This is a genomic window from Micromonospora sp. WMMA1923, assembly GCF_049179195.1.
Classification (GTDB): domain Bacteria; phylum Actinomycetota; class Actinomycetes; order Mycobacteriales; family Micromonosporaceae; genus Micromonospora; species Micromonospora yangpuensis.
Map to the genome: position 1 here is coordinate 4,453,391 of NZ_JBMHLZ010000001.1, position 13,984 is coordinate 4,467,374.

General features: G+C 74.1%; 10 protein-coding genes. 4 read left to right on the forward strand and 6 right to left on the reverse strand.

The annotated features are described in order from the left end of the window. Positions 1–15: 15 nt before the first annotated feature. The 3 genes from ACN28G_RS20165 to xylA all read right to left on the reverse strand — a co-directional run bounded on the left by ACN28G_RS20165 (position 16) and on the right by xylA (position 4,386). On the reverse strand, positions 16–1,452 hold the full coding sequence (locus tag ACN28G_RS20165) for an MFS transporter (RefSeq protein ID WP_421480120.1): 1,437 nt from the start codon (positions 1,450–1,452) through the stop codon (positions 16–18). 289 nt (positions 1,453–1,741) lie between these two features. Beyond that, positions 1,742–3,187, reverse strand: coding sequence for a xylulokinase (xylB, locus tag ACN28G_RS20170; protein WP_091442839.1), 1,446 nt, complete (start codon positions 3,185–3,187; stop codon positions 1,742–1,744). 11 nt (positions 3,188–3,198) lie between these two features. Continuing rightward, positions 3,199–4,386 carry a xylose isomerase gene (xylA, locus tag ACN28G_RS20175; RefSeq protein ID WP_421480121.1) on the reverse strand — a complete coding sequence of 396 codons (1,188 nt, stop codon included), beginning with the start codon at positions 4,384–4,386 and terminating at the stop codon, positions 3,199–3,201. A 76-nt stretch (positions 4,387–4,462) separates the two neighbouring features. Between xylA and ACN28G_RS20180 the strand changes: the two genes are divergently transcribed. Genes ACN28G_RS20180 through ACN28G_RS20190 form a run of 3 tightly spaced genes read left to right on the forward strand, consistent with a single transcriptional unit; the run spans position 4,463 to position 8,550 of the window. Then, the gene (locus tag ACN28G_RS20180) at positions 4,463–5,770 is read left to right on the forward strand and encodes an ROK family protein (protein ID WP_421480122.1); all 1,308 of its coding nucleotides are present in this window, start codon (positions 4,463–4,465) and stop codon (positions 5,768–5,770) included. A gap of 57 nt (positions 5,771–5,827) precedes the next feature. Beyond that, positions 5,828–7,567 (forward strand): SpoIIE family protein phosphatase, encoded by a 1,740-nt coding sequence (locus ACN28G_RS20185; protein ID WP_421480123.1) that lies wholly within the window; start codon positions 5,828–5,830, stop codon positions 7,565–7,567. Then, positions 7,564–8,550, forward strand: a complete 987-nt coding sequence (locus tag ACN28G_RS20190) for a cobalamin B12-binding domain-containing protein (RefSeq protein WP_421480124.1) — start codon at positions 7,564–7,566, stop codon at positions 8,548–8,550. The genes ACN28G_RS20185 and ACN28G_RS20190 overlap by 4 nt, the downstream gene beginning before the upstream one ends. 51 nt (positions 8,551–8,601) lie before the next feature. On the opposite strand, the gene ACN28G_RS20195 is transcribed toward ACN28G_RS20190, so the two are convergent. Next, on the reverse strand, positions 8,602–9,237 hold the full coding sequence (locus tag ACN28G_RS20195) for a MarR family transcriptional regulator (RefSeq protein WP_229688518.1): 636 nt from the start codon (positions 9,235–9,237) through the stop codon (positions 8,602–8,604). A 109-nt stretch (positions 9,238–9,346) separates the two neighbouring features. Here ACN28G_RS20195 and ACN28G_RS20200 point away from each other — a divergent pair, with 109 nt between their 5' ends. After that, positions 9,347–10,510: a PP2C family protein-serine/threonine phosphatase gene (locus tag ACN28G_RS20200; RefSeq protein ID WP_091442850.1), complete on the forward strand. Its 1,164-nt coding sequence runs from the start codon at positions 9,347–9,349 to the stop codon at positions 10,508–10,510. Here ACN28G_RS20200 and ACN28G_RS20205 read toward each other — a convergent pair. Then, positions 10,488–11,972: a sugar transferase gene (locus tag ACN28G_RS20205; protein WP_091442853.1), complete on the reverse strand. Its 1,485-nt coding sequence runs from the start codon at positions 11,970–11,972 to the stop codon at positions 10,488–10,490. The genes ACN28G_RS20200 and ACN28G_RS20205 overlap by 23 nt on opposite strands. A gap of 208 nt (positions 11,973–12,180) precedes the next feature. Beyond that, entirely contained in the window at positions 12,181–13,923 is a 1,743-nt protein-coding gene (locus tag ACN28G_RS20210) for a substrate-binding domain-containing protein (protein WP_091442858.1), read from the reverse strand. Positions 13,924–13,984: the final 61 nt, after the last annotated feature.

The window sequence follows — 13,984 nt, forward strand, 5'->3', positions numbered from 1 at the left end:
CGGATAACGGAGTCCTTAGCGGAGGTGGTCGGCGCGGGTGTGGAGGAGGGCCTGCACCTGCTCGATGTCGCGGGGGCTGGTGCGGGAGGCGAGCCAGTACATGATGCCGGTGGGCACGAAGAAGAGCTGGAAGGCGGCCAGCCCGACGGCGTAGTTCAGCGGCGGCGGGAAGGCCGCCCGGAGCCCGTGGAAGGCCACCCCGACCAGCCCGTTGCCGGCCGCCCGCCCCACCCCGTTCACCAGGTTGCCGAGGCTGTACACGGTGCCCCGGTGCTCCGGCGGGTTGACGTCGGCGATCAGGGCGAACCAGTTCGGCGAGTTCGCCGAGGTCAACGCCAGCGCCACGATCGCGGTGAGCAGGCTGAACCCGACGGTCGGCTCGGTGAACACGCTGCCGAGCACGGCCCGTACCACCGTGCCGGCCCCCGCCCCGTCGGGCACCTGGATGCTGATCGGCACGAAGAAGAGCACCAGGTAGAACGGTACGGCCGCGAGGATGCCCACCGCCGCGACCAGCGCCCGGCCCCGGGCGGTACGCCGCTGCAACCAGTCGCCGATCAGTCCGCCCACGATGGAGAACACCCCGCCGAGCTGGAAGAGGGTGGCGAAGACGCTGCCCACCACCACCGCCGTGGCGGCCGTGTAGCCCTGCTGCTGGGCGCGCTCGGCGAAGAGCACCGGCAGCCAGACCAGCGAGCCGAAGGCCGCCTGCGCGGTCAACCCCTGCAGGATCAGCCAGTGGTTGGTCCGGCGGGCCAGGATCCGGGGCAGGTCGGCCCGGGTGATCCGGTAGTCGTAGTCACCGCCGGCGGCGAGCGCGTCGACCAGCTCCGGCTCGCTCTGCCCCCGCCGCACGTCGAAGGTGAACAGGTACGCCGCCGTGGCGGCCAGCCCGACCACGCTGAGCACGAGGAACGGCCGCCGCCAGTCGACCGCGCCGAGAATCCCGCCGGTGAGCGTCCCGGCCAGGGTGCCGACCCCCTGGGACAGCCCCCAGAAGCTCATCACCAGGCCCCGGCGGCGCGGCGAGATCAGGTCGGTGACCACCGAGAACCCCACCGAGCCGACCGCGCCGAGCCCGACGGCCGCGAGCAGTTGCGCGGCCAGGAAACCGGGGTACGACGTGGCGAGCGCGCTGCCGCCGGTGCCGGCCGCCCAGAGCAGGGTGCCCACCATCAGCAGCGGTTTGCGGTCGCGCCGGTCGCCGACGTACGCCCAGATCACCGCGGCCACCGCGCTGACCAGGAAGGTCGCCGCCGTGACCAGCCCGATCATGCGCTGGGGTACGTCGAGGTCGGCGGCGATCGGTCCGTACAGCGGCGGCACCAGGCCGATCGCCACGTTGTCCAGCGAGGCGAGGATGACGAAGACCACGACGCTGTAGAGCCGGTGCGCCGCCGTGCCACCCCACGCGTTGCGCACTCCGTCTCCCGCCCTCGTCCCGTCCGCCACGCCATGAGCAGCAGATCACGACGACGGATCGGTATGCCCGGCGGCCCACCGAGGATCAGGCGGACGGGCGTCCCGGCCGCCCGGAGCCCCGGACGGTAGCCGGCCCGGCCACCCGGAGCCCCGAACGATAGCCGGCCCGGCCGCCCGGAGCCCCGAACGGTAGCCGGCCCGGCCACCCGGAGCCCCGGACGGTAACCGGCCCGGCCACCCGGAGCCCCGGACGGTAGCCGGCCCGGCCGTCCGGATCCCCGACGGTGGCGGGGATCCGGACAGGCTCAGCCGAGGGGGCTCAGCCGGTGAGTCGGTCGGTCACCAGGTCCCGGGCCTGCTGGTACCGGTGCCGGATCGCGGGGACGCCGTCGGCGGCGTACTCCTCGGTGCCGGCCAGTGGCCAGGTCGGCGGCGTCGCCCCACCGAGGGCGACCCAGGCGGCCTGGCGCGCGGCCCCGTCGGCGACGTACTCGCCGGGTGGCGGGACGACGACCGGGCAGCCGAAGACCTGCGGGGCGATCCGGCGGACCGCCGCCGACCGGGCGCCGCCACCGACCAGCAGCACCCGCTCGACCCGGGCGCCCTGCGCGCGCAGCGCGTCGAGGCCGTCGGCGAGCGCGCAGAGCATGCCCTCGACGGCGGCCCGGGCCAGGTGGGCGGCGGTGGAGGTACGCAGGGTCAGCCCGTGCACGGCTCCGGTGGCGTCCGGCCGGTTCGGGGTCCGTTCGCCCTCCAGGTAGGGGACCATGACCAGCCCGTCCGCCCCGGGCGGCCCGGCCAGCGCCAGGTCGGCCAGCTCGTCCAGGGTGACCCGGAGCATTCCGGCGGCGGCGTCGAGCACCCGGGCGGCGTTGAGCGTGCAGACCAGGGGCAGGAACCGACCGGTGGCGTCGGCGAAGCCGGCGACCTCGCCGGCCGGGTCGGCCGCCGGGGTGTCGGCGACGCTGAACACGGTGCCGGAGGTGCCGATCGAGACGACGACGTCACCGGGTCGGGCGCCGACGCCCAGCGCGGCGGCGGCGTTGTCGCCCGCCCCGGCGCCGAGCAGGGCCCCGCCCGAGGACGCGCCGCCGGGCAGCGCGGCACCGGCCAGGGTGCCGGCGGACTCGGCCGCGCCGAGCACCTCCGGCACCCGGGGCCGTTGACCGAGGGCCTGTTCCAGCAGGTCGGGACGGTACCGGCCGGTCGGGGTGGACCAGTATCCGGTGCCGCTGGCGTCGCTGCGGTCGGTACGCAACGACGCCAGGTCGGCGGCCCCGCCCAACCGCCAGGTAAGCCAGTCGTGTGGCAGGCAGACCCCGGCGACGCGGGCGGCGTTCGCCGGCTCGTGACGGGCCAGCCAGCGCAGCTTGGTGACGGTGAAGCTGGCCACCGGGACGGAGCCGACCGCGTCGGCCCAGAACCGGCGGCCGGCCTCCCCCTCGCCGGCCTCGGCGACCAGCTCGGCGGCGGCACCGGCCGAGCGGGTGTCGTTCCAGAGCAGCGCCGGCCGGACCACCTCCCCGGCGGAGTCCAGGCAGACCATGCCGTGCTGCTGCCCGGCGACGGAGACGGCCGCCACGTCGGCCAGCCCACCGGCGGCGTCGACCGCCGTCTCCAGGGCCTGCCACCAGGCCCGGGGATCGACCTCGGTGCCGTCCGGGTGCGGAGCCCGGCCCTGGCGTACCAGGGTTCCGGTCTCCGCGTCCCGGATCACCACCTTGCAGGACTGGGTGGACGAGTCCACCCCGGCGACCAGCGCCATCCCGGCCTACCTCAGCGCGCGCCGAGCAGGTGCTCGACGGCGAGCTGGTTGAGCCGGACGAAACCGAAGCCCTTCGCCGCGGTCGCGTCCACGTCGAAGGTCTCGAACGCGGAGGTGTCGGCGAGCAGCTCGGTGTAGGTCTCGCCGGGGTTCAGCGTCGGCTGGGCCAGCTCGGCGACCTTGCTGGCGGCCAGCGCCTCGGCCACCTCCGGGTCCGCCCGGAAGGCCGCCGCGCGCTCCTTGAGCAGCAGGTACATCCGCATGTTCGCCTCCGCCGAGGCCCACACGCCGGCGATGTCCTCGGTCCGCGACGGCTTGTAGTCGAAGTGCCGGGGGCCGGTGTAGGCGGGCGCGCCCTCCGGGCCGCCGTGCTCCAGCAGGTCGACCAGGGCGAACGCGTTGATCAGGTCACCGTGGCCGAAGACCAGGTCCTGGTCGTACTTGATGCCACGCTGGCCGTTGAGGTCGAGGTGGAACAGCTTGCCCTGCCAGAGCGCCTGGGCGATGCCGTGGGCGTAGTTGAGCCCGGCCATCTGCTCGTGGCCCACCTCGGGGTTGAGGCCGACCAGCTCCGAGTGCTCCAGGGTGGAGATGAAGGCGAGCGCGTGCCCGACGGTGGGCAGAAGGATGTCGCCGCGCGGCTCGTTGGGCTTGGGCTCGATGGCGAAGCGCAGGTCGTAGCCGCGGTCGACGACGTACTGGGTGAGCAGGTTGACGCCCTCGCGGTAGCGCTCCAGCGCGGCCTGCACGTCCTTGGCCACGTCGTACTCGGAGCCCTCCCGGCCGCCCCACATGACGAACGTCTTCGCGCCCAGCTCGGCGGCGAGGTCGACGTTGCGCAGCACCTTGCGCAGGGCGTACCGGCGGATGTCCCGGTCGTTGCTGGTGAAGCCGCCGTCCTTGAAGACCGGGTGGGTGAACAGGTTGGTGGTGACCATCGGCACCACCAGGCCGGTCTCGTCGAGGGCCTTGCGGAACCGGGCGATGTGCTGGTCCCGGGTGGCGGCGTCGACCCCGAACGGGATCAGGTCGTCGTCGTGGAAGGTGATCCCGTACGCGCCGAGCTCGGCGAGCCGGTGCACCGCCTCGACCGCGTCCAGCTCTTCGCGGGTGGCGTCGCCGAACGGGTCGCGGGCCGTCCAGCCCACCGTCCAGAGGCCGAAGGAGAACTTGTCGGCGGGAGTGGGACGGGGTGCCATGCCGGACCTCCGGTGTCGTCGTACGTTATTTGTTCAGTGATTGAATTATTTGGCGGCGCTGTGGCAGTGTCAAGAGGTGAGTCGAGCCAGCAGCCCGGCCGGCGCGGTCCGCCAGGGCAGCCTCCGGGAACTCAACCTCGCCGTGGTGCTGCGCCGGATCGCCGCCGCCGCCGACCGGCCACCGTCGCGCGCCGATCTGGCCGCCGACACCGGGTTGACCCGGGCCACCGTCTCGGCCGTGGTCGACGACCTGATCGGCGGCCGGTTGGTCACCGAGGCGGCCCCGGCACCGCGTACCGGCGCCGGACGGCCCGCCCGGGGCCTGGTGCTCGCCGACGACGGCCCGGCCGGTCTCGGCCTGGAGGTCAACGTCGACTACCTGGCCGCCTGCGTGGTCGACCTCGCCGGTTCCGTCCGGCACCACACCGTGCGCCGGGCCGACCTGCGTCCGGTCTCCCCCGCCGACGCGCTCGCCCAACTGGGTGAGCTGGCCGGCCGGGCCCGCGCCGACGCCCGCCGGCAGGGCCTCACCCTGGCCGGTACGGCCCTCGGCGTGCCCGGACTGGTAGGCGACGGCGGACTGGTCCGGCTCGCGCCGAACCTGGGCTGGCGGGAGGTGGACGTACCGGCCCTGCTGCGCCGGCACCTGCCCCCGATCAGACCGGTCGCCGGGGTGCCGGCGCTGGTGGTCGACAACGAGGCCAACCTCGCGGCGCTCGGCGAACTGCACGCCGGGACGGCCGGACCGCACAGCTTCCTGCACATCTCCGGCGAGGTGGGCATCGGTGCCGGCATCGTGCTCGACGACGCGCTGTTCCGCGGCGCCCGCGGCTGGAGCGGCGAGATCGGCCACATCCCGGTCGACCCCGAGGGTCGACCGTGCCGGTGCGGCGGCCAGGGCTGCCTGGAGCAGTACGCCGGACAGGAGGCGGTGCTGGCCGCCGCCGGCCTGACCGGGGCGGACCTGCCGGCGGACACCGCGGCGACCCGGCTGACCGACCTCGCCGCGGCCGGGGAACCCACCGCGCTGCGGGCCCTGCACGACGCCGGCACCGCGCTCGGGGTGGCGATCGCCGCCGTGGTGAACCTGCTGGACCTGGACACCGTGGTCCTCGGCGGCGGATACGCCCCGCTGACCCCCTGGCTCCGGCCACCGGTGCTGGCCGAGATCTCCCGCCGGGTGCTCACCGCCGCCTGGTCGCCGGTGACCGTCCGCCCGGCCACCCTCGGCCCGGAGGCCGCCGTGGTCGGCGGGGCCGGGTCGGTGGTCCGGCAGATCATCGCCGAGCCCATCGGTTGGCTGGCCGGTCGACGCACTTCCTGGATGGGCGATCCCAGCTCCACCTCGGTACTCTTGCCGAAAGGCAACGATCCGCCGTCCTAGGGAGTGCGGTACCAGCATGCGCACAGGTCAACCGACCGTAGCGCCCGGCGACCACCGGTGACGACGCTCCGCCGGGGCGGTCTCGCCGGCCCGGTCAGTGGCGCCGGACAGGTCTCCCGCCGTACCCCGCGAACAGCCGACGAGACCCGCATCCCCACCGACGACCGGCTTGCCCGGGAGTTGCTGGACGGGCTCGCCGAGGCGGTCGTGACCACCGACGGGGCCGGGAAGGTCACCCTGGTCAACGCGATGGCGGCCGAGTTGCTCCCGGAGGTGTCCCCCGGCGCCGACCTGGCCGGTTGCCCGGTCCCGACGCTCGCCCGGGCGGTCGCCGCAGGTGCCGACAGTTTCGACACCGAGCACCACGACCGTCGGCTGCGCGGCACCAGACGACCGTTGGCCGGCGGCGGGTACGCCTGGTACGTGCGGGACGTCACCGAGGAACACGCCCGGACCGACGCCCTGCTGGCGGAGCGCTCCCGCACCGCCTTCCTCGCCCAGGCCGGCAGCCGACTCGGCGTGTCGCTGCACCGGGACCAGACGCTGCGCACCACCGTGACCCTGCCGGTGCCGTACCTCGCCGACGCGGCGATCGCCGTCCACCTGCCGCCCCCGCCGGCCGAGCACGCCCCGCACTGGGTCCGGTACGCCGACGGCGACCCCACCCCGGGCAGCGGGACCGGCTCGTGGCAGCTCACCGGGGCGGTGCCCGGACTCGCCGCGGCACTCGACGGTGACGCGGGAGATCCGAGCCCCTGGCTGGACGCCGAGCTGGCGGACCTGGCCGCTCTGCTGCCGGCCACCTTCGGCCGGCCCGGCACCGTGCTGGTCAGCCCGATGATGGGCGCCGGCGGTCCGGCCGGCGCGCTGGTGCTGGTGCGTCGCGCCGGTCGGGCCGGTTTCGACACCCGGGACATCGACCTGGCCCGTGAGTTCGCCGCCCGCGCCGGAGCAGCCCTGGCCACCGCCGACCTGTACGGCGAGCAGACCCACCTGGCCCGGGTGCTGCAGAACAGCCTGCTCCCCCCGGACCTGCCCCGGGTGCCCGGCATCTCGCTGGCCGGCGGTTACCGGGCGGCCGGGGACAGCCTGCGCATCGGTGGCGACTTCTACGACGTGTTCCGCACCGGCGACGGCGGCATGTTCGCGCTCGGCGACGTCTGCGGCAAGGGCGTCGGCGCGGCGGTGCTCACCGGCCGGGTACGCCAGTCGTTGCAGACCCTGAGGCTGGTCGAGCACCGCCCGCTGGCCCTGATCGAGCTGCTCAACCGGGCACTCTTCGACACGCCCGACGCCGCCCGGCGCAGCCAGTTCACCACGCTGCTGCTGGGCTCGATGACCCACCAGCCCGACGGCGGCCTGCGGCTGCGGATCGCCGGCGGCGGGCACCCCGCGCCGCTGGTGCTGCGTGCCGACGGCACGGTCACCCCGGTCCGGGTCGGTGGGATGCCGATCGGTGCCCTGGCCGACGCCCGGTTCGCCGAGGTCGAGATCCGACTCGCCCCGGGTGAGCTGCTGCTGGCGCACACCGACGGGATCACCGAGGCCCGGGGTGGCCCGCAGGACCTGGAGATGTTCGGCGAGCACCGGTTGCACCGGGCGCTGGCCGCCGGGGCCGGGCTGCCCCCGGCGGCGGTGGTCGACCGGCTGCTGCAACTGGTCGACGAGTGGCTGGACGGGCAGAGCCACGACGACATCGCCATGCTGGCCATCGGCACGGACCCGGAGAGCTGCTCGTCCCGCCGGAGCGGAACGACGGAGAGCTGCTCGTCCCGCCGGCCCGGAACGACGGAGTGAGCGACGCCGAGGTGCGGGCGTACCTCGACTGCCTGGAGCGGGTCGACGCCCCGGCGGCGGTCCGCCTGGTCGCCGGGTTGCTCGACGCCGGCTGGTCGGTCGCCGACGTGCTGGTGGACGTGGTCGCCCTCGGCCAACGGGAGATCGGCCGACGGTGGTTGACCGGGCAGTGGAGCGTCGCCGAGGAACACGCGGCGACGCACGTCAGCGAGTTGGTGGTGGCCGCGGTGGCCGCCCGGACGTCCGTACCGCCGAAGGCCGGGCACGCGGTGGTGGCCTGTGTCGAGGGCGAGTGGCACGCGTTGGCCGCCCGGATCGTCGCCGAGGTGGTCCGGGCCGAGGGTTGGCGGGTGACCTTCCTCGGCGCCAGCGTGCCGGCCCGACATCTCGTCTCCTACCTGCACCAGAGCGGGCCGGACGCGGTGCTGTTGAGCTGTGTGCAGCCCAACCGGCTGATCCGGGCCGCCCGGATGATCGAAGCCTGCCGCTCGGCCGGGATGCCGGTCATCGCCGGTGGTCCCGGCTTCGGTCCGGACGGACGGTGGGCCACGGCGGTGGGCGCGACGGCCTGGGGCGGATCGGCCCGGGACGCCGCCAGACTGCTGGTGCGGCACGGGCATCCCGGCTTCGGCGCCGGCCCGGTGCCGCCACCCGGCGCGGACGAGTACGTCGCGGTGCTGCGCCGCCGCCGGGAGGTCGTACAGCTCACCGTCCGGACCGTCGACCCGCCCGAGGACCGGGCCGAGGAGGTGGCGAACGCGGTGGCCCACCTGGTGGACGCGTTGGCCGCCGCCATCCGGGTGGATGATCCACAACTGCTTGTCGACTTCGTGACCTGGCAGGACGCGGCGTTGGCCGGCCGCGGAGACAAACGCCCACTGCTGGACACCGTGCTGACCAGCTGTGCCACCGTCCTGGCCGAGCACCCGCAGGCCCGGCACTACCTACGGCTGACCCGCGCCGCGGTCGCCCGGTCCGGTTGAGCCCGCGGCCGGCGCTGGCCACCGGGCGGCCGGCGCCCCGGCCGGGTCGGGTCAGGCCGAGCGGGCGACCGGTGGACCGTCCGGGGCCGTGGGATCGGCGACCAACGACGGCCAGGGTGGTGAATCGTCGCCGGCCCGCCACCGGTCCGGGCGGATCTCCCGCGACAACCGCCCCGACGGGGGCTCGTCGCCGGCCGGGCGGTCCCGCTCGTGGGTCTGTCCGGTCGCCGTCGGCTCCTGCGGGTCGTCGTCCGGGCCTCGGTCGGGCCCGGCGCCGCTGTCCGCCGAGGGGTCCCGGCTGACCTGGTCGAACTCCACCATGCCGCGCAGCAACGCCTGCCGGCCCGCCGGGCTCATCCGGGCCAGCACCTCGGCCAGCCGCTGCCGACGATCCGCCTGCAGTTCGTCCAGGAGCCGGCGGGCCTCCCGGGTCAGGTGCAGCGAGATCTCCCGTCGGTCGGAACGACCGGGCTCCCGCTCCAGCATGCCGGCGGCCTCCAGCCGGTCACAGAGCCGGCTCGCCGAGGACAGGAGCATCTGCAACTCACTGGCGAGCCGGCGGAGGTTGATCCCGTCGTGCTGCTCCACCACCATCACGGCGCGCAGCTGAGCGCTGGACAGCCGAGCGACCGGTCGCTGCAGGGCCGCCTCCCAGACGGCCAGCAGGGTGCCTGCCGCGTCGTCCAACGCGGCAGCCATACTCGTCTCAGGTCCGAGCGGACCACGATTCTCGGCCATGTTGGGCACGACATTACCCCGTGGCCCCTGGTGAACAGCCAGTTGAGAGAGGTCGAGCATGAGCGCAGCGGAGGACCGGGCCCGGCGGAGCCTGATCGAGGCACCGGCCGATCTCCTGCTCGACCGGCTCGGTGCCGAGCTGGCCACCGCGTACGGGATCACCTCGGTCGAGCTCTACCAGGTCGACTACCGCCTCGCCGAGTTGCTGCCGCTGGGCGAGGGTGCGCCGCTGACCAGCCCGGGTCACCCCGCCTGGCGCTGCTTCGACCATCAGGAGCCGATCCTGGTCCAGCAGGTCGGCTGGTTCCCGGTCGGCATGCGGGGTGAGCGGCGCGGGGTGCTCCGGATCGCCCCGGTGCCCGCCGACCCGGACACCGTCGAGGCGCTCGCCGGCATCGCCACCGCCCTCGGCCACGAGCTGACCGCCGTCTCGGCCGGTACCGACGTGTACCGGGCGGCCCGACGCAGCCGTCGGCTCACTCTCGCCGCCGAGATGCAGTGGGAGCTGCTGCCCGCCCGCAGCCGGGTCCGCCCCTCGTTCAGCCTGGCCGGGCAGTTGGAGCCGGCGTACGCGGTGCGGGGTGACAGCTTCGACTGGTCCGACGACGGCGACCGGTTGTGGCTCGCGACGATCAACGGCACCGGCGAGGGGGTCGCCGCCGCCCTGCTCACCTCGCTGGCCACCTACGCGTTGCGGAACGCCCGCCGGGCCGGGCTGAGCCTGGCCGACCAGGCCGCCCTGGCCGACCAGGCGGTCTACGCCCTGCACCAGGGCGAGCAGCACCTCTCCACCCTGCTGATGGAGGTGGAGCTGCGCTCCGGCGTGCTGACCGTCGTCGACGCCGGCTCTCCCCGGCTGGTGCTGCTGCGCGACGACGACGTGCACGACCTGCCGATCGAGGCGCAGTTCCCGCTCGGCATGTTCGAGGGCACCGACTACCGGGAGCAGCGGTTCGACCTGCGGCCCGGCGACCGGCTCTTCGTGGTCAGCGACGGGGTCGTCGACGCCGTCGGGCGCGACGTCCGGTACGGCGACACGGCGCTGGAGCGCTTCCTGCGCCGTACCGGGCCGTTGGCACCGCTGGACGCGGTCCGCTCGCTCATCGGCGACCTGCGGGCGTTCGTCGCCGGTGACCTGATCGACGACGCCGTGGTGGTCTGCCTGGACTGGACCGGCCCCCAGCCCTCCGGTGGCCGGGTCAGTACGCTCCCCGACCGTTGAGCACCGCGCCGACGGTCTTCCACAGGATGGTCAGGTCGGCGGCGAGCGACCAGTTCTCCACGTAGTAGAGGTCGAGCCGGATGCCGTCCTCCCAGCTCAGGTCGGAGCGTCCGCTGACCTGCCAGAGCCCGGTCATGCCCGGCTTGACCAGCAGCCGGCGGGCGACGTCGCCGTCGTAGCGGGCCACCTCGGAGGGCAGCGGCGGCCGGGGGCCGACCAGGCTCATCTGCCCGAACAGCACGTTCGCCAGTTGGGGCAGCTCGTCCAGGGACCACTTGCGCAGCAGCCGCCCGACCCGGGTCACCCGCGGGTCGTCGCGCATCTTGAACAGCAGTCCGTCGGTCTCGTTGCGGGCGGCCAGCTCGGCCAGCAGGGCGTCGGCGTCGACGACCATGGTGCGGAACTTGAAGACGCCGAACTCCTCGCCACCCTGACCCACCCGGACCTGCCGGAACAGCACCGGCCCCCGGCTGTCCAGCTTGATCGCCAACGCGATCACCACCAGCAGCGGCAGCAGCAGCGTGAGCGCGACCGAGGCGGCCGCCCGGTCGACGAAACCCTTCACCAGTTTGCGGGCTCCCCGGAACTCCGGCGCCTCGACGTGGATCAGCGGCAGACCGGCGACCGGCCGGGTGTGGATCCGCGGACCCGCGACGTCGGTGAGCGCCGGCGCGAGCACCAGGTCCACCCCGGTGCCCTCCAGCTGCCAACCGAGGCGACGCAACCGGGTAGCGGTCAGCTCCCCGGAGGCGGTGACCGCGACGGTGTCCGCCCCGATCGCCGCGGCGGCCTCCGGGATACCCCGGAACGACCCCACCACCGGTACGTCGCCGAGCCGCTGCGCCACCGGTGCCAGCAGGGCGTCCGGGATGCAGGCCCCGACCACGTGGTAGCCGGCGTACGGTTCCCGCCGCAGGGTGTGCACCAGCTCCAGCACGTGGGCGGTGTCCCCCACCACCAGCACCCGACGGGACCAGCCGGCCCCCCGGATCCGGGCCCGGTGCAGGTGCTTGCGGGCGGCGTACCGGGCCACCTCCAGGCCGATGGTGCCGAAGGCGAAGGAGATGGCGAGGAAGCCCCGGGAGACCCCCACGTCGAAGATGTAGCCGAGGATCGCGACGCTGCCGGCCAACCGCAGACTGGCGGTGCTGACCCGGCGGTACTCGTCCGCCCCGTAACCGAGCACCCGGTCGTCGTAGCAGCGCATCGCCTTGAGTGAGACCAGCCAGGCGAGCACCAGTCCGGGGGCCACCAGGACGTACGGGATCTGCGATCCGATCGGGTCCCGGTCACCGAACCGGGTCAGGTAACCCGCCAGGACGGCGAGCACCACGATGCTGGTGTCCAGCACCATCAGGGTCTGCACGTACGTCCGTTGTTCGGCGCGGGCGGCCGGCCGGGACGGCCCGGTGCCCGGCTTCGGCGACGTCCTGGCGGGGGTCAACAGCGTCGCCGCGGCCACCGGTCCTCCCACAGTCTCTCGGTGCCGGCTCCGGCGAGACGACGGCCCGTCGTGGACCTCGTGCCGGAGGCACTCCGACATCTTGCCCTGGCAATGATGAATACCAATTGCTTCGGACGCATTGCTGTCACTTTTCCACCGGACGGCGGAGCCGGGACAGACCCCTCGTACCGTTGATTCGACACACCGAGCCGCCAGGTCCCGCGAATCAGCGGGGAGCGGTCGGCCGGAGGGCGATCGCCTTCAGGAAGATCTCGCCGATCTTGGTGGGATCCTCGGTGACGAACGCGCCACCACCGGTCACCTTCGTGATCGACTCCAACTCCGTCCGACTGACCTCGCTGCCGATCCCGATCACGACCACCTGGACGGGGCGCTCGGGGTCGGCGAGCCGCTTCAACTCGGCGAGCAGCTTCGCCTGCGAGATACCGTCGGCGTCCTCGTTCTTGCCGTCGGTGAAGAGCACCACGGAGTTGACCCGCCCAGGCTCCCAGCCCCCCTGGACCGTCTGGTAGGCGGCGAGCAGGGTGTCGTACAGGCCGGTGTCGCCGCTGGACGGCGTGATCGTGCTGAGACCCTGGTCCAGGCGACCCCGCTGGGTGGCGAGCGGGCCGATCCCGACCAGCTCCTTCCAGTCCTGGTCGCCGACCAGCCTGGTGGAGAAGGTCCACAGGCCGATCGACCAGGAGTCGTCGAACAGTCCCAGACCTCGGCGCGCCGCCTCCACGGTGACCTGTGCCCGGGTGGCGTTGTTGGCGCTGGGTACCTCGTTCTTCATCGACCCGGAGACGTCGATGACGCAGAGCATCCGACCGGACTGGGTGGCGATCGACCAGCCGGTGACCGCGTTCTCGATCGCTGCCGGGTCCAGGCCACCGGCCGCGCCACCACCGGCGGCGGGCCGGCCGACGGCACCACCCGCCGGGCTCGGCGCCCCCACCGGCGCCTCGAAGCCCGCCCCCCAGGTGCCGTCCGGGCCGCGCAGCGACTGCTGCGCCAGCCGGTCCCGGAAGTCGGCAGTGGTGAGCGCCTCGAAGAGCACCCGCGCGGCGGCGGCCTTGGCCGGCTCGATGCCGGGCAGCACCGCGTACGGGTAGTCCAGCGCCATCGGCGCCGGCTCCAGGTACAGCGCCGCCAGCGGCACCGGCGGCTGCTCACGGTTGTACGCCATCACGTCCTCCTCGGACAGCGCGGCGGCGCTGAGACCGCTGGCCACCGAGGTCGGGTCGGTGGCCCGGGGGAAGCGGGCGAGCAGATCGGCGCGTAGCGCCGAGCGTCCGGTGGCCAACGCCCGCAACGCACCGGTGGTGGCGTTCCTGGCGTCCTCGCCGGAGGCACCGGCGGCGGCGGTCAGCGAGAGCAGCCCGGACAGCCCGGCGGCGTCCCGGGTGGGCTCGACGATCCCGGTACGCAGCGGCTTGCTGCTGGTCACCTGGTCGAGCAGGTCCGACCAGGTGACCTTCTTCTCCGGCCAACCGAGCCGGGCGGTCGCGATCGGCTCCGGCACGGCCAGCACCACCGGGCTGCGCGCGATGGAGGCCCCGTTCTCCGGGGCGAAGGCGGTGGCGCCGCCGTTGCGCAACAGCAGCAGCCAGGTCGAGGAGTCCGGCACCCAGACGTCCGGCGCGACGGCGGTGCCGCTGGCCTGCCCGATCCCGGCGAGGGTGGCGCCGTGTTTGCCGGCGACCACGGCGGCGACCTCGGCCGGGTCGGAGGCGGCGACCTTCACGTCGATGCAGGTGCCACCGACCGCGGCCCCGTCGGTCATCCACCGGGTGGCCGCCTCCTCGACGGCCGGGGCCACCTCCGGGGTGGCCGCCACGGCCAGCTCGACCTGACCCGAGCAGCCGGGCCGGGCCAGCTGCTGGTAGCCGAACCAGGAACCGGTCACCACGACGACAAGCGCCGTCGCTGCAGCGACGGCGCCTGCTCCACGAGAACCCGGGCGCATTCGATGGCGGCCTGACACGTCCCCCATCTTGCGGATCTAGCAGGCCAAATGCCATGCCCGT